The sequence below is a fragment of the Hyphococcus sp. genome (assembly GCF_041986965.1).
GTDB lineage: Bacteria > Pseudomonadota > Alphaproteobacteria > Caulobacterales > Parvularculaceae > Hyphococcus.
This window is the reverse complement of sequence record NZ_JBHIXB010000002.1, coordinates 371271-389025: the sequence shown is the minus strand read 5'-3', so window position 1 is coordinate 389025 and position 17755 is coordinate 371271. Positions and strand designations below refer to the sequence as shown.

Genomic DNA, 17755 nt, shown 5'->3' with positions numbered 1-17755 from the left:
ACAGCGTACGTGAACAAAAACCCGGGCGAGGTAGCCCGGGTTTTTTTATGTATCCGAGGATGAATCAAAGGCGGCTGCGGGGATTAGGTCCAGATCGTCGCCTTCCATTACTCCGGCTTTGATTGCGTCTGTTTCGCCTGTCTGCGCATCAATCCGGAGGACCTCATTACGCCGGGGCAACGTGACATAAATCCGGCCATGCCTTTTGTCGAAGGCCAGCCCTAACGGTCTGGACGGCAGCGTTATATCATCAAGGGTGGCTCCTGATTGAGTCGAGAGCGAAATCAGGTCGGATGAGGCGTTGCGCAGCACCCAGATTTTCTGGTTGTCATCATCGACCGCCAGAGCAATGGGAAAAGCACCGCCGGTAGACATGCAGCGGACAATTTCTTTCGTTGCGACGTCAATGGAACAAAGCGTCTTGTCGAAGCTGTTGGCGACCCAGATAGTGCTTTCATCGGAAGAGGCCGCAAGTCCTTCGGCGCCGCGTCCGGTTTTGAAGCTGTCAATATCGCCGGTCTTGAGGTCGATAAGATAGGCTTCACCGGAGTCCGGATTTGTTGCGGCCAAGAGTCCCAAACCTTCCAGCAGCATGACTTTATGGACGCCTTTCCCGGGGTGGAACGTGCGCAGAATGTCGCCGGTCGCCGGGTCCAGTTCCCTGATCTCGCCGCGTGTTTCGCAAGTGATCCAGGCTCTTTGCCCCTGCGCGGCGATCGCCGCGCCATGCGGGCGCGGACAGTTCTCTAGTTCATGTCGCGTCATTTCGCCTGTAATGAGATCAATAACTGCGTAGCCGTCGCTTTTTACGGTTTTCCAGCGAAGCCGGTCGGGATCTATCGGGTCGTCGTGCGGCGCCGGAAATACGCCCAGCAAGGGAACGACGGCTATGCGCCCATCGGCGCTTGAAGCGATGTCATGTGGACCGGCACCCACATGGATGCGCTCATTCACCGCCAGCGTTTGCGGGTTCAGCAGCACCAGGTCGCCTGAAGATCGGGCGATAGCCGCCAGGGAAGGCTGCAAAACCTGAAGATCAGTGTCGGCAGCTCGTTTGATATCGGCGTCCCCGTCATTGGACGACGTGTAACTCAGCGAGCCGTCGTTCAGAAACCGCGCCATGAGTTCGCTGCCGCCTGCGTTGAGCCGGGAGAGGGGGACTGGCGCTGACCATCCGTCGTCAGAATGTTTGCTGAGATAAAGGTCGCCGGGTAGACTTTTGTTTGTGGCCCGGCCCGACGCTTCGAAGATGACGGTGTCGCCGTCTGCGGAGAAGCCGAGATTCCATTCTCCCGTCGGCGTATTCAATTCAGTCAACGGTTCTACATGCCAATCCGCATCGCCTTCTTGTCTGGCGCAATAGAGATCGCCCTGTCCTTTGCCGCCATAGCGCACCGAAGCAAAACACAGTTCGTTATCTTTCCTGATGACGGGGCTGTATTCTGCACCGTCAGAATTCACCGGTGCGGGCAAACGCTCGGCTGTGGTCCATGCACTATCGCGCCAATCGATGCGCCAGATATCTGCGTTTCCGCCGCGGTCAGAAACAAAATAACCCGTTGCTGACGCCTGATCGAAAAAGAAGTCTGACTCACTGGCGTCAGCTAGCGCCCATGCCGGGCGGCGCGGTTTGCCGTCTCCCGGCGGGTAAACCCAGATTTCTTCCCGCTCGCTTTTGCCCCACGCCCCTGTGGATCGGCTGACATAGACGCCATCAGGTCCCTCGGCGAGCCCATATTCGGGATACCCAGTTCGGACTGTCTCCAACGCGGGCGAAGCCATAGCCCCCAGACTTAGCGCCAGAAAAAGTGAAACTCCCATTCGTCAGCGCCTCGCTTGACCGTTCCTCGTTCAGTGCTATGCGATGTCTTTGGCTCTGATCTTCACTGGGCGGCGATCGAATGACAACTCACAAACGCGTTCTCGGATTTATTGGCGGATCGGGCGTCTATTCCATGGATGCGCTCGAAGGCGCTGATCGGCTTGAGATCGAAACGCCCTGGGGCGCGCCGTCCGATGCGCTGGTGAAGGGGAAGCTGGGCGGCGTCGATGTTGTTTTTCTGGCGCGCCATGGCGCAGGGCACAAGCTGCCGCCCTCCCATGTCAATTACCGCGCCAATATCGACGCCATGAAACGCGCCGGCGTCACTGATCTGATCTCGGTGTCCGCCTGCGGATCGTTTCGCGATGAGCTGGCGCCCGGAACATTCGTCATTGTCGATCAGTTCATTGACCGCACAAGCGGCCGGGAGAAAAGCTTTTTCGGCCCCGGCTTCGTCGCCCATGTCTCCATGGCGGACCCGGTTTGTCCGGCGCTGGCGGACGCCCTCGATGCGTCCTGTAAGGCGATCGGCGTTCCGCACAAAAAGGGTGGAACCTATATCTGCATCGATGGCCCGCAATTTTCATCGCGGGCGGAGTCGCATCTCTATCGCTCCTGGGGGTGCGATGTGATCGGCATGACAAACATGCCGGAGGCCAAGCTCGCGCGCGAGGCGGAGCTGCCTTACGCTAGCGTCGCCATGGTGACGGACTATGATTGCTGGCGTGAGCATGACGGACCGGTGGAAGTGGGCCTGATCCTTGAGACGCTGAAGCAGAACACGGCGAATGCCGCGCGTCTGATCGCTGATCTCGCGCCGCGTTTAGGGCCGACGCGGACGCCGTCGCCGCTTGGGGTTGAAACTGCGCTCGACATGGCGGTAATCACGCCGCCCGAGGCGCGCGACCCTGAAGTTATGAAAAAGCTGGATGCTGTTGCGGGACGCTTTCTTAAGCGTTGACGGCCATTTTCATCGGCGAGAGCGCCTCAAGATGCTCCGCGATTGGCTCGGCGCCGATTTCGAGCGTCCATTCATGACGGTCTTCGGTCATGACGCTGATTTTGAGGCCATAGGCCGCGCCCATAAAGGCTTGCCAGTCATTGAGGCTCATCACCGCAATGCCGCGATTGTTGCGGCGCTCGAATTTGAGGGCGTTGGCGGTCCAGCGCACGCCGTCGGCGCTGATCCAGATCGTGGAGATATTTTCCAGCGCTTCGGCTTCGGGCGTGATGATCGACAGGAAGTGACGATTATAGCCAGGTTGATAGCCGACGCCGGATGAGATGAGCGCGCGGGACGGCACGTCAGAGGCGGTGCGGATGAAGGGGCTTGTCACGGTCTCCACAGGGCCGGCGGCTCCGGCGGCGTGGAACGCGCTCTCAGTGCAGTCCGGGTGGGAATGAGCCATCAGCGCCAGCGATTCCTGGCCGAGCAAGACGGCGAAGCCTTCCGGAAAGACGCGTATGATCTCGCCTTCGATGGCTGGAAGTCCCGCGAAATGAATGGCGATCCGATCGCCTTTCTGGGCGAGGACGTCGCTGCGGATGGCGAGGCTGCGCGATGTGAAATTGAGCGTGTTGCTCACAATCTCCGCGCCGCCATTGATGGAAAAGCGGATGTTGAAATCCGCCTGGAAGCGCTGCGCCTGACGGCGGTCGATTGTCTGAACAACTGTCATGGGCCGCAACTGTAGTTGATGCGGCTTAACCATGGGTAAAAAAGACCGTGAACGGAGTATTAACAGGTCTCGCGCCTGTCCGGCTCTAGGTGTTGAACCGGAAATGCATCACATCGCCGTCCTTGACGATATATTCCTTGCCTTCAAGGCGCATTTTGCCGGCCTCTTTTGCGCCCTGTTCGCCTTTGAGCGCGATATAATCGTCAAAGGCGATCGTTTCGGCCCGGATAAAGCCTTTCTCGAAATCGGTGTGGATGACGCCGGCGGCCTGCGGCGCCGTGGCGCCGCGCTTGACGGTCCAGGCGCGCGCTTCCTTGGGGCCGGCGGTGAAATAGGTCTGGAGACCGAGGAGATCGAAACCGGTGCTGATGAGACGGTTGAGGCCCGGCTCGGAAAGCCCGATCGTGTCGAGATATTCCGCCTGTTCTTCATCGGATAGTTGAGCCAGCTCGGATTCGATTTTTGCGGAAATCACGACGGCGGCGGCGCCTTCTTTTTGCGCGCATTCCTCAACATGTTTCGAATAGGCGTTGCCGGTCGCGGCGCTGTCTTCATCGACATTGGCGACAAAAAGAACGGGCTTTGAGGTCAGCAATTGCAGGCCCGCCCAGGCCTTCTTGTCATCCTCTGCGATGTCGGCGTTGCGGGCCGGGCGGCCTTCGCGCAATTCTTCGAGCGCTTTGTCGACAAGGACGATCAGCGCCTTGGCTTCCTTGTCCTGGCCCTTGGCTTTCTTCTCAAGATTGAGGCGGCGCTTTTCGAGACTTTCGAGGTCGGCGAGCATCAGCTCGGTTTCAACTGTTTCAAAGTCCGCAATCGGATCGATCTTGTTCGCCACATGGGTGACGTCATCGTCGTCGAAACAGCGCAGGACATAAACTACGGCGTCGACTTCGCGGATATTGGCGAGAAACTGATTGCCAAGACCTTCGCCCTGGCTCGCGCCTTTAACGAGGCCGGCGATATCGACAAACTGCATGCGCGCCGGGATGATCTCTTTCGAGCCGGCGACCTCGGCCAGTTGTTTCAGGCGCGGTTCTGGCACGGCCACATCGCCGACATTGGGCTCGATGGTGCAGAACGGGTAATTCGCCGCCTGCGCCGCCGCTGTCTTTGTCAGCGCGTTGAAGAGCGTTGACTTGCCCACATTGGGCAAGCCGACAATACCGCATTTGAAACCCATGGATCGCCTTTAAGTCTGGCCTGTTTTGAGAAGGGCCTAGCCCAGAATCAGGGGGGCGTAAACCGGCCTGCGGACGCGGCGGTCAGGGGGAAGAGGCGCTCCGCGGCGGGGCCAGAAAGCCGAAGGTTTTCTCGCCTGAATAATAGTGCTTCCAGAGCGCAATGGTTACCGGCACCGCGACATTAAGCCAGAAGGCGGTCAGCATCAGCGTGTAGAAAACGTCTTCGGTGATGATTTTCTCCTGCACGAAAGCGATGTCGAGAACGACGAAACAGAGCTCCGCGCGTCCGAGCATCCCGAAGCCGATCATGACGCTGTCGGGCCAGGGAAAGGCGCCGGTGTAGCGCGCGGCGATGGCGGCGGAGAGGACCTGGGCGGTGAACAGCGCCACGACGAGGATGGCTGTCTGCGGAATGACGGAGAGGAGAAGCTCGGGGTTGAAGACGATCTTTGTGCCAAGCTCCACAAAGAACACCGGTCCGATCCAGGAGAAAGCTACGTTCTCAACGATCTTGTGAACATTGGCGTAGGCGGCCTGACTCTGATCCGGGATGATGTGAAAGAAATCTTCTTTCAGGATGAGCCCGGCCATATAGGCGCCGACCGCCGGGTGAAACCCGAAAGCATGCGCCGCAAGGCCGATCAAAAGGGCAAGGGTGAGGGCGGCCAGCACCGCATGACGTCCATCGTCAAAGGTAAAGATATTACGGACGCCCCAACCCTGCAGGAATTTAAGCTTGCGGATGAGTTTGCCGGCTGTTTCATGGGGCAAGACCCAGGCGCCGAGAATGGCGATCAGGCCGAAAAAGAGCGCCGCCTTCCCGACAATCCATAAAATGGCGGTGAGAGACGGCGCTGCATCGCCGGCGGCGATGGGCACCATGATCGCGACGAGCGCCAGCGAGGCGATGTCGTCGAGAACGGCGGAGGTCATGATGCCGGTCGCCGCGGCGGATTTTTGCAGCCCCTCGCTTTTCAGGGAGACCATGGTGAGCGAGACGGCGGTCGCGGTCATGGCGAGACCTGAAATGAGCGCGACATTGAGGTCCTGCCAGAAATATTGAATGACGGCGAAGGCGGCGGCGAAAGGTGCGACGGCGCCGAAAAAGGCGATGCCCCAGCTTCGTTTCACGCTCTTGAGAAACGCTGATGTGTTCTCCTCAAAGCCGAGGGCGAACATGATAAGGATGATGCCGATCTCGGCGAAGCCGCGAATGAAGTCGTCGCTTTCTTGCGGCAACAGGCCCGTATTCACATAGACAGCGCCAACGGCAAGATAGAACAGCACCGGCGTCATGCGGGTCTTGCGCGCGAAATAGACGGCGATGAAGACGCCGGTCCAGATCAGCGCCAGATGCTCAAGCTCGACCATCCCGGCCTCCCGGGGGCATCCTGAACCTCAATCGTTCGGGCAGGAATGATCCGGATCAAATCAGCTTTTAGGACTTGTCGCCCTTCAGGAGATCGCCAAGCGCGGAAAAGGGGTTCTTAGGGGCGGGTTTGGCGGGCGGCTCATCTGCTGTCGTCGCTTGAGGGGCGGCGGCCAGCTTTTCTTTGGTAGTGGGCGCTGGCTTTCGTGGCGGAGCGAGCTTTTGCGCGACAGCGGTCTGGAAGCGGTTGTTGTCCGGGTCCGCCAGATAAGACGCTTCACTTGCGATAGTGTCGAGCAGGGGCTCCAGCCAGTTCTGATCGGCTTTGGCGAAATCACCGAGCACATGGTTTGTGACCCGGGATTTGTCGCCCGGATGACCGATGCCGATTCGAACCCGCCTGAAATCGTTGCCGATATGGGAATCGATGGAGCGGATGCCGTTATGACCCGCCGCGCCGCCGCCAGTCTTCATGCGGAGCTTTCCCGGCGCGAGGTCAAGCTCGTCATAAAAGACGATCACATCGGCGGGATCGAGTTTGTAAAAGCGCAGGGCCTCGCCCACAGAGCGACCGGAGTCGTTCATATAAGTCTGGGGTTTGAGGATCAGCGCCTTTTCGCCGCCCAGCGAACCGTCGCGAAGTTCACCCTGAAACTTGGTCCGCGCCGGGCCGAAGCCGTTTGCATCGCCAATGGCGTCAACCGCCATGAAGCCGACATTATGCCGGTGACGCGCATATTTGCCGCCGGGATTGCCGAGCCCTACGAGAAGCAGCATGACGCGCTCCGTTATCTGCCGGGGCCGGAAAAGCGCAAAGAAAAAGCAAAGAAGATTAGTCTTCTTTCGCTTCTTCTTCCTTCTCTTCGCCCTCTTCGCCTTCCGTCGCGTCTTCGCCTTCGTCATCAGACGAACGCAGCGCCGACGGAGCGGCGATGGTTGCGATGGTGAAGTCGCGGTCGGTGATCACGAAGGTCACGCCCGCAGGCAGCGAGATTGTGGAGGCGTGAATGCCATCGCCCACATCAAGGCCGGTGACGTCAATTTCAAACACTTCCGGGATTGCGGTCGCCGGCGCGTAAACTTCCACTGCGTGACGAACAACGTTGAGCACGCCGCCTTTTTTAAGGCCCGGCGATTGTTCTTCATTGATGAAGCGCACCGAAACGTCGACGTTGATGCGGGTTTTCTCGTCAACGCGCATCAGATCCACATGCACCGGGTGGCCCTTGACCGGATGCACCTGAACGTCGCGGGCGATAACCGGCTGTTGACCGTCTTCGCCGGGCACGTCGATTTTCGCCAGATGCGCGAGCAGGCGGCCGTTGAGGTAAGCCTTGTTCACTTCGTTGGATTTAAGGCTCACCGCCACCGGGTCTGCGCCGCCGCCATAAAGGACGGCCGGGATCCAGCCTTCGCGCCGCGCAGCGCGGGCGCCGCCCGTGCCTGTCTTTTTGCGGGGTTCACAGTAAAAAACGTCGGTCTGTGCCATCGGTTTAGGCGTCCTTCGCGCAAAAACCGCCGCGGCGGCGAGCCTTGTTCGGCTCCCGGGGCGGCGGGGAATTCCTGATTGAGCGGCGGTCTATAGTGGAAAGGCTGGCGGACTGCAAGCCGTGAAATCCCGCCTTTTGGCCCATTTTTTGGGCTCCTCCGCCAGCCGTCCAGCGCCGCCGTCAAGTGCCGCCTCCCAGCGCGGAAGTCCAGGGAGGCCAGGACCGGCCGCCGTCATGGACGAGGCGTCCTAAACGGTTTTTCCCGGCGATTGCGGCCATGCGGCAAACTGGCGTTAACCCTGGACCGCTAGGCTGACGCTACACCAGTCAGTTTATGGGGCGATATGACAGCGACAGGGAAGGGTGCAACGGACCGGCGGGACGCACCGTCAGGCGCCCGGCTCATGGGCGCTGCGCTGGCTGCGGGCGCTTTCGCCGTCATTTTCGTCTTCTGTGTTTTTTCCTTCTATCACCACCTCTCAGAGGGCCAGTTCCGGCGTCAGGAGCTAGAGAAACATCTCCAGACCAGCGGCGCCACGACCGCTTGGGGCGCCGATAACTGGCTGAACCAGCGAATCACGCTGGCCGAGGGGATGGCGCAGTCGATTGCGGACAGGTTCGACGGCGAGGACGCCACGCACATCGTGCACAAGCCGGTCTATGAAAAGACCTTTATCTGGACCTATTTCGGCGAGGCGAACGGCGTCTATCACATCTGGCCGCCCGACGACACGCTGCCTGCGGACTACGATCCGCGCACCCGCCCGTGGTACGCCGCCGCGATGCTGGCCGGCGAGACGACGCTCACCGAACCTTATTTCGACATTACGACCAAGGTGGAAACCATCACCGTCGCGGGGCCGGTTTATCGCGACGGCGAACTTCTGGGGGTTGTCGGCGCCGATTTCTCCACGGACTCGTTAAGCGAAATTCTCTCGCAAACCGACATGGGTGGGCTCGGGCACGCTTTTCTGGTGAGCGGGGACGGCAAAATTCTCGCCCATCCTGACCGCGCCCTCGTATCGCAGGATATCGGGGCCGCTTACCCCGGTCAGCGTCCGGTCATCTCAAATGAGGTGCAGTATCTCGATGAGCTTGAGACGCCGAAGATTGTCATCTTTCACCGCATTCCCTCTTTAACTGCGGTCGACTGGTATCTGGGCCTTTCCGTGGACAAGACGGCCGCGTTTCACAGCCTGTCCGAGTTTCGTGAGTCGGCGATCATCGCGACGTTGTCGGCCGCGATCTTGCTGGTGCTGGTGCTTGGCTTCGTCATCCATCGCATGCTGGTCCGCCCACTGATGAATGCGCGTATCGCCGCCGACGCCGCCAATGTGGCGAAGTCGGAGTTTCTGGCGTCCATGAGCCACGAAATCCGCACGCCCATGAACGGCGTTCTCGGTATGGCCGAAGTCCTGATGAACACCAATCTCGACAAGCGGCAGCGAGAACTGGCCGGCATCATTGTTTCTTCGGGCAATGCGTTGATGACCGTGATCAACGACGTGCTCGACTTTTCCAAGCTGGAGGCCGGAAAGTTCCGGCTTTCCGCGCAGTCCTTCAACCTGCGCCAGACTGTCAATGAAGTCGCCATGATGATGCAGGCGCCGGCGCTCGACAAGGACATCGAGCTTATCGTTCGCTATGCGCCGGACCTTCCTGAAGGCGTCATCGCCGATGAATCGCGTCTGCGTCAGGTGCTCGGCAATCTTATCGGCAACGCGGTCAAGTTCACCGAACATGGCTATGTATTGATCGAACTTACAGGCCAGCGAAGCGGGTCCGATATCCATCTCGTTATTAATGTCAGCGATACGGGCGTGGGCATTCCCGAAGACATGATCCCGCGCATGTTCGAAAAGTTTGAACAGGCGGACGCATCGCATACGCGCAAATTCGGCGGCACAGGGCTTGGTCTCGCGATTTGCAAGAATATCATCGAAGTGATGGGCGGGACGATCACCGCGAAAAGCCAGGTGGGCAAGGGGTCGCAATTCCAGGTGGCGCTGACCGTGCCGGTAGATGACTCCATCCGCTCCATGCCGGAAACGGCGTCGTCTGCGTTCACCGGCGTGCGGCTGCTTGCAGTCGACGACAATGCGGTCAACCGGCGCATTCTGCAGGAGCTTTTTGACGGCTGGGGCTTTCGCTCGACGGTGGTGGGCGATCCTGTCCGCGCCATGGCTGCTCTTGAACGATCTGTGAGCGACGGAGACCCTTATCACGCCCTCGTGCTCGACTTCCAAATGCCGGGCGAAAACGGGGCCGAACTGGCCGCGCGCATCCAGGCCGATCCGAAATTCGGCGCCATCCCTGTCCTCATTCTGTCGTCGGTGGACAATGCGCCTGCTGTGGCCGCTGCGGCGAATGTTCGTGTTGACGCCTATCTTTCCAAACCCGTGCGTCCTTCGCAGTTGATGGACGCGCTTGCACAGTCGCTGACCGCTGAGGCGCCGAAACTGTTGCGGCAGACGGCTGCGCCAGACGCCAGGGACGAAACGCCCGCCCTAAGTGCAGCTTCTTCCGGCGCCGAGAAGACGAAGCTCCTCATTGTTGAGGATAATCCCGTCAATCGCATGGTGCTGACGCAATTTATCGATGAAGATCAGTTCGACATTGCTGTTGCGGAAAACGGCGCTGAAGCGGTGAAGCGGTATAAGGCCGAAACGCCTGCGCTCGTTTTGATGGATATCTCCATGCCCGTCATGGATGGCCTTCAGGCGACGATGGCCATTCGCGAGCATGAAACGACCGCGGGGCTTTCCCGTTGTCCCGTCATCGCCACCACGGCGCATGTACTTGAGGATGACCGGCGGCGCTGCCTCGCCGCCGGCATGGATGATTTCATGACCAAGCCCATGAAAAAAGACGTGGTGACGGCCGCTCTTGAAAAGTGGCTCGGCGCCGGTCCTCAGCTTGCCGCCAATGACGGCTGACTTTTCCTGATGTGAATAGCGCAAGTGGGCGTTCCCGCCTCTTGACTCTTGTTGTCTCGAGTGTATTAGCGTGCTAACACAGAGATACAGGAGGCGGCAATGGCCGTATCTGTAAAACCCAGAGGCGGCGGACCTTCCGCGGCGCCAGGCCGAACAGGCGGCGAGCGCGCCCTGTTCGACGCCTTCACGCATCTGAAATCCGGGAAAGAGGCGGCGCGGTTTCTCAGGGATCTGGCGACGCCGGGGGAACTCGCGGCTTTCGCAGAGCGCTGGCGGATTGCGCGCCTCCTAGATGAGGGGAAGCTTTCCTATCGGGATATTGCCGCCGCGACCGGCGCCTCAACCACAACGGTCGGCCGGGTTGCGCGGTTTCTGCGCGAGGAAAATCATCAGGGATACAGGCTTGTGCTCGATCGCATGGCTGGAAAATCAGGAGCAGAAAATGAGTGAGCAAAGGCTGCGCATCGCTATTCAGAAATCGGGCCGCTTGTCCGACGGCAGTTTCGAACTGTTAAAAAGCTGCGGTCTGACCATATCGCGTGGGCGTGACAAGCTTTACGGCCGTGTGCAGGAGCTTCCCATCGACGTTCTTTTGTTGCGCGACGATGACATCCCCGCCTTCGTTGCTGATGACGCCTGTGACATCGGCATTGTCGGTCAGAATGTCTTCGAAGAAGAGCTGCTCAATGAAAGTCATGAAGCCCCGGCGCAGGAGGTCATGCGCCTCGGTTTCGCCCGTTGCCGGCTGATGCTCGCGGCGCCGAAAGAATGGACCTTTGACGGCGCCGCCATGCTGGAAGGCAGGCGCATCGCCACCTCCTATCCGGCGCTGACGCGCGCCTGGCTGGCCCGCGAAGAGGTCGACGCCAAGGCCGTCATGATGAAAGGCTCGGTCGAGGTCGCCCCGCGTCTTAAAATCGCGGACGCTGTCTGCGATATTGTCTCTACCGGGGCGACGCTTGACGCTAATGGCCTGAAGCCTGTGGCGACTGTGTTTGAGTCCGAAGCGATCCTGATCCGCAACCGGAATGCGTTCTCACCGGAAAAGCTCGCGGTGTTCGAAGCCTTGCTGAAGCGCATTAAAGGCGTTCTCACCTCGCGCGACGCCAAATACATCATGATGAATGCGCCGCGCTCGGCCGTGCCGGCGATCACGGAGTTTCTGCCCGGCGTGGATGCGCCGACCGTGCTTGAGCTTGCCGGCAATCCGGACAAGGTCGCCATTCACGCCGTCTGCCGCGAAAGCGTTTTCTGGGACACGCTGGAGCGATTGAAAAAACTCGGCGCCAGCGCGATTCTCGTTTTGCCCATCGAAAAGATGATGGCCTGAACGCAGCGATTCGTTTTCTTTCATTCATCAGGCGCAAGCATTGCGCGTCCGGTTTTTATGGACATGCAATGCTTGCGCTTTTTTAGAAAATTTTTCCCGAGAAAGCCGGTTTCTCTCCCGCTTTCGTCGCCGTGTCATATTCCTGAAAATATCGCCGCATAGAGATAGTGCAGTAGCGTAAAAAATCCGTACACAAACAAATTAGCGCACCTGATGCGCTGCCATGCCCGTATGCGCGGGCAGGATAGGAGAATCTATGTCTATGATTAGCGCACCGAACATTAATCGCGGGCTGAGCCGCCGGGATATGTTGCGCAGCGGCGCGGCGCTTGCCGGCGCCGCCGCCATCGCAACGCCGCTGCGCGGCCTCGCAGCGTTTCAGGGTGGCGTTACGTCCTATGCTGAACCGATTGCGAGCCCTTACGGACCGATCTCGCCGAAGCTGGATCAGTCCACCGGTCTTCCGTTGCTGCAATTGCCCGATGGTTTTTCTTACCGCTCCATGGGCTGGACAGGCGACATCATGAATAACGGACAGCCGACGCCGCCGCGCCATGACGGCATGGCGGTCGTCGAGCAGCGCGGCCAGTTGACCATGCTGATCCGCAACCACGAAAACGGCGTCGTCAACGATCTTGAAGGCAATCCGTTCGGGCTTATCGGCGCGCGCGCGATTTATGATGACGCGGTCAGCGCCGAACAGGGTGCGCCAAAAGGCATTTCCGGCGGAACGACGACGATCGTTCTGCGCCGGGGCGAATATTACAAAACTATCCCGAGCCTTGGCGGCACGCTGACCAACTGCGCCGGCGGTCCGACGCCGTGGGGCACCTGGCTGAGTTGCGAAGAAACGACGACCAATCTGGAACCGCTCGGCGGCAAGAAGCATGGGTATGTTTTCGAAGTCGCATGGAACGGCAACAAGCGCTCGCAACAACCGATCGTCGAAATGGGCCGCATGGCGCACGAGGCTGTGGCAGTCTATCCGCATACGGGCGATGTGTATTTGACCGAAGACCGCCGCAATGCGTCGAGCTTCTATAAATATGTGCCCGACTATCCGCAGCATCGCTTTGGCGCGCTTGAAAAAGGCGGAACGCTTTATGCGGCGAAAGTCGTGGGTGAAGACAATGTTGATATCAACAATCCGTCCATCGGCGATTGCTATCAGCTTGAATGGGTGTTGATTGAGGATCCGGACATGGATCCGGCTCAATATTCGGATGACATCGTCAGCACCGAGGCGAGCGGGCCGTTCCTGCAGGCGCATGCAAAAGGCGGCATTCGCATGAGCCGCGGCGAAGGGTGCTGGTACTCGAAAGCCGACGGTCTCATCTATTTCGTGGATACGGCCGCCGGCGTTGACGGCTCCGGCCGTCCGGGCCGCGGGCAGGGCGGCGTCTGGGCGTTCGACCCGGTGCGCAACTTGCTGACCTGTATCTATGTGTCGAGCAATCCGCTCGCCGGCAACAATGCCGACAACCTGACGGTCAGCCCGCGCGGCGGCATCGTCTTGTGCGAAGACGGCGGCGGCGTCGAAGACTCTTTCGGCTTCGGTGAGCGCCTGCTGGGCCTGACCCCGTCGGGCGCCCCGTTCATTCTCGCCAAGAATAATATTGAGTTGTCGGCGGCGGACATCAAAGCGGCGGGCAAATCGACCCTTTTGATTGCGGAAGATGACTACCGCGACAAGGAATGGTGCGGCGCCTGTTTCGACCCCTCCGGATCGACGCTGTTCGTCAACGTCCAGACGCCGGGCGTCACCTTCGCCATCACCGGCCCGTGGAGCGGCGGCCCGCTCTAGCTCACGGGACAGGTCCCAAGTCGTTGCGTATCCGCCATCCCGAGCTTCGGCTTGGGATGGCGGCTTTTTAGCCTCTGGCGGGCTTCCCAAGCTGCGCGCGCCGCGTTATACCGCCGCCTCTTTTCGGGGCCTTGGGCCTTGAGGATGCTGCCGTAGCTCAGGGGTAGAGCACTCCCTTGGTAAGGGAGAGGCCGAGAGTTCAATTCTCTCCGGCAGCACCAGTTTCCCCGGCTCATTTCCCGGCTTAGTCCGGCGTCACCCCAAACAGATCGAGGATGTCCGGCCCGACCCGCCTCGGTTTGCGGGTTTTCGCGTCAATGAGGCACCAGTCGGTTTCGACTTTCGCGGAAAAGCGCTTCGCGCCCGGCTTTCTGATGTCGATATGGCGGATGAAGCGGGGGCCGGAGACGCGGCCCAGCCAGGTGCGGATTTCCACCGTTTCGCCCTCGACCACCTGATCGCGATAGTCGATCTCATGGCGCAGGGCGACCCAGACCAGGTCCCGCTGCATCTCCTCGGTGGCGACTGCGCGCCAGTGGACGGTGCCGGCGTCCTGCGCCCAGATGAGATAAACGGCGTTGTTAACGTGGCCGAGCTCGTCGATATGCTCAGGCAGCGCCTGCCGCGTCATCGTGACGGCGGTCTCATAGGAGCGGGCCCCGGCGAGATTGCCCGAGAGGGTCGGATCAGCGGTCATGTAAGCTCTCTAACCGGCCTCCGCCGCCGCGAAAAGCCCCGGCTACAGCGCCGCTTGACGGATCGGGCGGCAGGGCCTTTAAGTCGCGCCCCATGCCGGAAAATGAGGATAAATCGCAGGATCGCCAGACGGCCGCCCCGAAAAAGCCGGACGGCAAAGCCAAGAGCGGCGCAAAGAGCGCAGACCGCGAGGCGCGCCTTGCCGAGGCCCTGCGCGCCAATCTGCGGCGGCGCAAAGCCTCGGATGCGACGGAAACAGGATCCACTGGCGGCGTGAAAGAGACGAAAGAAGAGTAATGGATAAACTGGCGATTATTGGCGGCCGGCCGCTCTATGGGACGCTGCCCATCAGCGGCGCGAAAAACTCGGCGCTCAAGGTGATGGCGGCGGCGCTGCTTTCCGATGAGCCGCTGACGCTTCTGAATGTGCCGCGTCTTGCGGATGTGGACATGTTGCTGCGGCTTCTGGAGCAGCACGGGGCCAGCGTGGATTTCAACGGCTCGACTTTGACGCTCCATGCAAAGACGATCGCGTCCACCGAAGCGCCATATGATCTCGTGCGGAAAATGCGCGCGAGTTTCAATGTCCTGGGCCCGCTTCTTGCGCGCGAGGGCAAGGCGAAGGTCTCTCTGCCCGGCGGCTGCGCCATCGGCGCCCGTCCGGTGGACCTGCATCTCAAAGCGCTGACGGCCATGGGCGCGAAGATCGATCTCGATGAGGGCTATGTGCTCGCCGAGGCGCCGAAAGGCTTGCACGGCGCCCATGTGACCTTCCCCTTCGTTTCTGTCGGCGCCACTGAACACGCCATGCTCGCCGCCGTGCTGGCGAAGGGCGACACCGTGATCGAGAATGCGGCGCGCGAGCCGGAGATCGCCGATCTCGCCGACTGCCTCAACGCCATGGGCGCGAAAATCTCGGATGCGGGAACCTCGAAAATCACCGTTGAGGGCGTTGAGCGGCTCCACGCCGCTGAACACAGCGTGTTGCCCGATCGGATTGAAACCGGCGCCTATGTGATGGCGGTCGCCGCAACCGGCGGCGAGCTAACCCTGGCTGGCGCGCGCGCCGATCTGCTGGGCGCGGCTTGGGCGGCGCTCGAAGAGGCTGGCGTTGAGCTGGAGGAAGTGGAAACCGGCATCTGCGTTCGCCGTAATGGCGCGCGCTGCAAGGCCGTCGACATCATTACCCAGCCATTCCCCGGCTTTCCCACCGATCTTCAGGCGCAATTCATGGCGCTGATGACGACGGCGGACGGCGTTTCGACCATCAAGGAGACGATTTTCGAAAACCGCTTCATGCACGCGCCGGAGCTTGGCCGCATGGGCGCGAAAATCTCCGTGGACGGACAGACAGCGACGGTGCGCGGCGTTGAGCGTCTCAAGGGTGCGCCCGTCATGGCGACGGACCTTCGCGCCTCCATGTCGCTGGTGATCGCCGGCCTCGCCGCTGAGGGCCAGACCATGGTCAATCGCGTCTATCATCTTGACCGCGGCTTTGAACGTCTGGAAGAAAAGCTTCAGGCATGCGGCGCGCTCATCGAGCGGGTGAAGGAATAGGAGAGGCGGTTTTGGCTTCGCTGAAGGACTACAAACCTCTGCGGCTCATGGCGGGCGATGCGGAGGATCTCGGGATCATGTCCGCGGTCCTGCAGGATGCGGTGGCCAAGCTCGGCGATTTCGCTTTTCTGCCGGCGGAGCGGCGCTTCGCCATTGTCGCCAATCGTTTCTGCTGGGAATGCGCCGCCGACCGCAAGCACGGGCCTTTCGCCCGGGTGCGTGCAGGGCTTCATTTCGATGATGTTAAGTCAGCCCAGTTCCAGCATTTGCGCACCAACGCCAAAGACGCCGTGGTGGAGCTTCTGGCGATCAGTTTTGAAGCCGGTGAGGACGGGGCGGGGACGATTGTCCTCGATTTCGCCGGCGGCGGGGCCGTGCGCCTCGAAGTCGAGAGCGTCAACGCCTATATCTCCGATATTTCGGAGCCATGGCGGACCCGCGCCAAGCCTGAACATAAAGAGTAATTCTCTTCCCCCGCTTGCGGGGGAAGTACCCGCGAAGCGGGGGATGGGGGTTAACCCCCTCCGTCTCGGCCTTGCGGCCTCGACACCTCCCCCGTAAACGAGGGAGGAGTGTAGAGACTGACAATGGTTTTACGACTGAATAATTCTACGATCGATTTTGCCGCTGCGTTCGACGCCTTTGTGAAAAAGGACCGTGACGGCGGCGCCGATGTGAGCGCCGTTGTGCGCGAGGTGATCGCGGCCGTGCGTGCAGACGGCATGGACGCCCTCAAATCCTACACACAGAAGTTTGACGGCTTTGCGTTGAGCGATGCGAATTTACGCGTCACGCCCGAAGACATTGAGGCTGCGGAAGCGGCCTGTGACAAGGACGATCTGAAAGCGCTGGATTTCGCCGCCGCGCGCATCCGCGCTTACCATGAAAAGCAAATTCCGTCCGATGTTCGTTATACGGACGATCAGGGCGTGACGCTGGGCTGGCGCTGGACATGCGTCGACGCCGCCGGGCTTTATGCGCCGGGCGGGCGCGCCGCCTATCCTTCATCGGTCCTGATGAACGCCATTCCGGCGAAGGTCGCGGGCGTCTCCCGCCTCGCCATGGTGACGCCGGCCCCGAAAGGCGAAATGAATCCATTGGTGCTGGCCGCCGCAAAGCGCGCAGGCATTGATGAGGTCTATCGCATCGGCGGAGCGCAGGCCGTGGCGGCGCTGGCTTATGGCGCCGGACCCATCGCGCCCGTGGATGTAATCGTCGGGCCCGGCAACGCCTATGTGGCGGAGGCGAAGCGGCAGGTCTTCGGACAGGTGGGCATCGACAGCGTTGCCGGCCCGTCGGAAATTCTCGTCATATCCGACGGAAAAAGCGAGCCAAACTGGATCGCCGCTGACCTTTTGTCTCAAGCCGAACACGATCCGTCGTCGCAGAGCGTCCTCATCACCGATGACGCCGGTTTCGCCGACACGGTCGAAGCGGCGGTGAGAGGGCAGCTCGCCGAAAGCCCGCGCCGGGAGATCGCCGAGGCGGCGTGGACGGAGAATTCCGCCATCATCATCGTGTCGTCGCTGGACGAAGCGCCGGCGCTCGCCGACGCCATTGCGCCAGAGCACCTTGAGCTCGCCGTCGATGATCCGGAAACGCTCTTGAACAAAGTCCGTCACGCGGGCGCGATCTTCCTCGGCCGTCACGCGCCGGAAGCCATTGGCGATTATGTGGCGGGACCCGACCACGTTCTCCCGACTGCGCGCGCCGCGCGTTATGCGTCGGGTTTGTCGGTGCTCGACTTCATGAAACGGACGTCGATCATCGGTTGCGATGAAGCGGCGGTCGCGAAGCTCGGTCCTCAGGCCGCGCGCCTCGCCGACGCTGAAGGCCTTCCGGCGCATGCGAAATCAGTCAGGGTGCGGTTGAAGGAGTAGTTGACTAGA

16 protein-coding genes and 1 tRNA gene are annotated in these 17755 nt (G+C 60.6%); 10 read left to right on the top strand and 7 right to left on the bottom strand.

Annotated features, from left to right (window positions below; genetic code table 11):
- Positions 1-45: 45 nt before the first annotated feature.
- The gene (locus ACFC5L_RS10880) at positions 46-1821 is read right to left on the bottom strand and encodes a hypothetical protein (protein WP_375202916.1); all 1776 of its coding nucleotides are present in this window, start codon (positions 1819-1821) and stop codon (positions 46-48) included.
- 80 nt (positions 1822-1901) lie between these two features.
- Here ACFC5L_RS10880 and ACFC5L_RS10875 point away from each other — a divergent pair, with 80 nt between their 5' ends.
- Positions 1902-2783 (top strand): S-methyl-5'-thioadenosine phosphorylase, encoded by an 882-nt coding sequence (locus tag ACFC5L_RS10875; RefSeq protein ID WP_375202917.1) that lies wholly within the window; start codon positions 1902-1904, stop codon positions 2781-2783.
- Here ACFC5L_RS10875 and ACFC5L_RS10870 read toward each other — a convergent pair.
- The 5 genes from ACFC5L_RS10870 to ACFC5L_RS10850 all read right to left on the bottom strand — a co-directional run bounded on the left by ACFC5L_RS10870 (position 2773) and on the right by ACFC5L_RS10850 (position 7543).
- Positions 2773-3501 carry a hypothetical protein gene (locus ACFC5L_RS10870; protein WP_375202918.1) on the bottom strand — a complete coding sequence of 243 codons (729 nt, stop codon included), beginning with the start codon at positions 3499-3501 and terminating at the stop codon, positions 2773-2775. The two genes, ACFC5L_RS10875 and ACFC5L_RS10870, sit on opposite strands and share 11 nt — an antisense overlap.
- 85 nt (positions 3502-3586) lie before the next feature.
- Positions 3587-4684, bottom strand: a complete 1098-nt coding sequence (gene ychF / locus ACFC5L_RS10865; RefSeq protein WP_375202919.1) for a redox-regulated ATPase YchF — start codon at positions 4682-4684, stop codon at positions 3587-3589.
- Between the two features lie 82 nt (positions 4685-4766).
- Positions 4767-6056 carry a cation:proton antiporter gene (locus ACFC5L_RS10860; protein WP_375202920.1) on the bottom strand — a complete coding sequence of 430 codons (1290 nt, stop codon included), beginning with the start codon at positions 6054-6056 and terminating at the stop codon, positions 4767-4769.
- Positions 6057-6123: 67 nt separating this feature from the next.
- On the bottom strand, positions 6124-6831 hold the full coding sequence (gene pth / locus ACFC5L_RS10855; RefSeq protein ID WP_375202921.1) for an aminoacyl-tRNA hydrolase: 708 nt from the start codon (positions 6829-6831) through the stop codon (positions 6124-6126).
- 55 nt (positions 6832-6886) lie between these two features.
- A complete protein-coding gene (locus ACFC5L_RS10850; protein ID WP_375202922.1) occupies positions 6887-7543 on the bottom strand; it encodes a 50S ribosomal protein L25/general stress protein Ctc in 657 nt (218 codons plus the stop codon).
- Between the two features lie 345 nt (positions 7544-7888).
- On the opposite strand from ACFC5L_RS10850, the gene ACFC5L_RS10845 reads away from it, so the two are divergent.
- The 5 genes from ACFC5L_RS10845 to ACFC5L_RS10825 all read left to right on the top strand — a co-directional run bounded on the left by ACFC5L_RS10845 (position 7889) and on the right by ACFC5L_RS10825 (position 13835).
- Positions 7889-10480, top strand: coding sequence for a hybrid sensor histidine kinase/response regulator (locus ACFC5L_RS10845; RefSeq protein WP_375202923.1), 2592 nt, complete (start codon positions 7889-7891; stop codon positions 10478-10480).
- A gap of 99 nt (positions 10481-10579) precedes the next feature.
- Entirely contained in the window at positions 10580-10930 is a 351-nt protein-coding gene (locus tag ACFC5L_RS10840) for a YerC/YecD family TrpR-related protein (protein WP_375202924.1), read from the top strand.
- Entirely contained in the window at positions 10923-11810 is an 888-nt protein-coding gene (gene hisG / locus ACFC5L_RS10835) for an ATP phosphoribosyltransferase (protein WP_375202925.1), read from the top strand. Before ACFC5L_RS10840 ends, hisG begins: the two co-directional genes overlap by 8 nt.
- 262 nt (positions 11811-12072) lie before the next feature.
- On the top strand, positions 12073-13614 hold the full coding sequence (locus ACFC5L_RS10830; RefSeq protein ID WP_375203287.1) for an alkaline phosphatase PhoX: 1542 nt from the start codon (positions 12073-12075) through the stop codon (positions 13612-13614).
- A gap of 146 nt (positions 13615-13760) precedes the next feature.
- A tRNA-Thr gene (locus ACFC5L_RS10825) sits at positions 13761-13835 on the top strand.
- Between the two features lie 23 nt (positions 13836-13858).
- Here the strand turns inward: ACFC5L_RS10825 and ACFC5L_RS10820 are convergent.
- On the bottom strand, positions 13859-14311 hold the full coding sequence (locus ACFC5L_RS10820) for an acyl-CoA thioesterase (protein ID WP_375202926.1): 453 nt from the start codon (positions 14309-14311) through the stop codon (positions 13859-13861).
- Between the two features lie 92 nt (positions 14312-14403).
- On the opposite strand from ACFC5L_RS10820, the gene ACFC5L_RS10815 reads away from it, so the two are divergent.
- The 4 genes from ACFC5L_RS10815 (at position 14404) to hisD (ending at position 17746) form a co-directional block, all read left to right on the top strand.
- A complete protein-coding gene (locus tag ACFC5L_RS10815) occupies positions 14404-14607 on the top strand; it encodes a hypothetical protein (RefSeq protein ID WP_375202927.1) in 204 nt (67 codons plus the stop codon).
- Positions 14607-15866 carry a UDP-N-acetylglucosamine 1-carboxyvinyltransferase gene (murA, locus tag ACFC5L_RS10810; protein ID WP_375202928.1) on the top strand — a complete coding sequence of 420 codons (1260 nt, stop codon included), beginning with the start codon at positions 14607-14609 and terminating at the stop codon, positions 15864-15866. The genes ACFC5L_RS10815 and murA overlap by 1 nt, the downstream gene beginning before the upstream one ends.
- A gap of 11 nt (positions 15867-15877) precedes the next feature.
- Positions 15878-16330, top strand: a complete 453-nt coding sequence (locus ACFC5L_RS10805) for a DUF2948 family protein (protein ID WP_375202929.1) — start codon at positions 15878-15880, stop codon at positions 16328-16330.
- Between the two features lie 123 nt (positions 16331-16453).
- Entirely contained in the window at positions 16454-17746 is a 1293-nt protein-coding gene (gene hisD, locus ACFC5L_RS10800; protein ID WP_375202930.1) for a histidinol dehydrogenase, read from the top strand.
- Positions 17747-17755 lie beyond the last annotated feature (9 nt).

Excerpts from the sequence above, each read along its gene's own strand:
- ACFC5L_RS10880 (WP_375202916.1), bottom strand. The coding sequence starts at position 1,821 with ATGGGAGTTTCACTTTTTCTGGCGCTAAGTCTGGGGGCTATGGCTTCG.
- ACFC5L_RS10875 (WP_375202917.1), top strand. The coding sequence starts at position 1,902 with ATGACAACTCACAAACGCGTTCTCGGATTTATTGGCGGATCGGGCGTC.
- ACFC5L_RS10870 (WP_375202918.1), bottom strand. The coding sequence starts at position 3,501 with ATGACAGTTGTTCAGACAATCGACCGCCGTCAGGCGCAGCGCTTCCAG.
- ychF (WP_375202919.1), bottom strand. The coding sequence starts at position 4,684 with ATGGGTTTCAAATGCGGTATTGTCGGCTTGCCCAATGTGGGCAAGTCA.
- ACFC5L_RS10860 (WP_375202920.1), bottom strand. The coding sequence starts at position 6,056 with ATGGTCGAGCTTGAGCATCTGGCGCTGATCTGGACCGGCGTCTTCATC.
- pth (WP_375202921.1), bottom strand. The coding sequence starts at position 6,831 with ATGCTGCTTCTCGTAGGGCTCGGCAATCCCGGCGGCAAATATGCGCGT.
- ACFC5L_RS10850 (WP_375202922.1), bottom strand. The coding sequence starts at position 7,543 with ATGGCACAGACCGACGTTTTTTACTGTGAACCCCGCAAAAAGACAGGC.
- ACFC5L_RS10845 (WP_375202923.1), top strand. The coding sequence starts at position 7,889 with ATGACAGCGACAGGGAAGGGTGCAACGGACCGGCGGGACGCACCGTCA.
- ACFC5L_RS10840 (WP_375202924.1), top strand. The coding sequence starts at position 10,580 with ATGGCCGTATCTGTAAAACCCAGAGGCGGCGGACCTTCCGCGGCGCCA.
- hisG (WP_375202925.1), top strand. The coding sequence starts at position 10,923 with ATGAGTGAGCAAAGGCTGCGCATCGCTATTCAGAAATCGGGCCGCTTG.
- ACFC5L_RS10830 (WP_375203287.1), top strand. The coding sequence starts at position 12,073 with ATGATTAGCGCACCGAACATTAATCGCGGGCTGAGCCGCCGGGATATG.
- ACFC5L_RS10820 (WP_375202926.1), bottom strand. The coding sequence starts at position 14,311 with ATGACCGCTGATCCGACCCTCTCGGGCAATCTCGCCGGGGCCCGCTCC.
- ACFC5L_RS10815 (WP_375202927.1), top strand. The coding sequence starts at position 14,404 with ATGCCGGAAAATGAGGATAAATCGCAGGATCGCCAGACGGCCGCCCCG.
- murA (WP_375202928.1), top strand. The coding sequence starts at position 14,607 with ATGGATAAACTGGCGATTATTGGCGGCCGGCCGCTCTATGGGACGCTG.
- hisD (WP_375202930.1), top strand. The coding sequence starts at position 16,454 with ATGGTTTTACGACTGAATAATTCTACGATCGATTTTGCCGCTGCGTTC.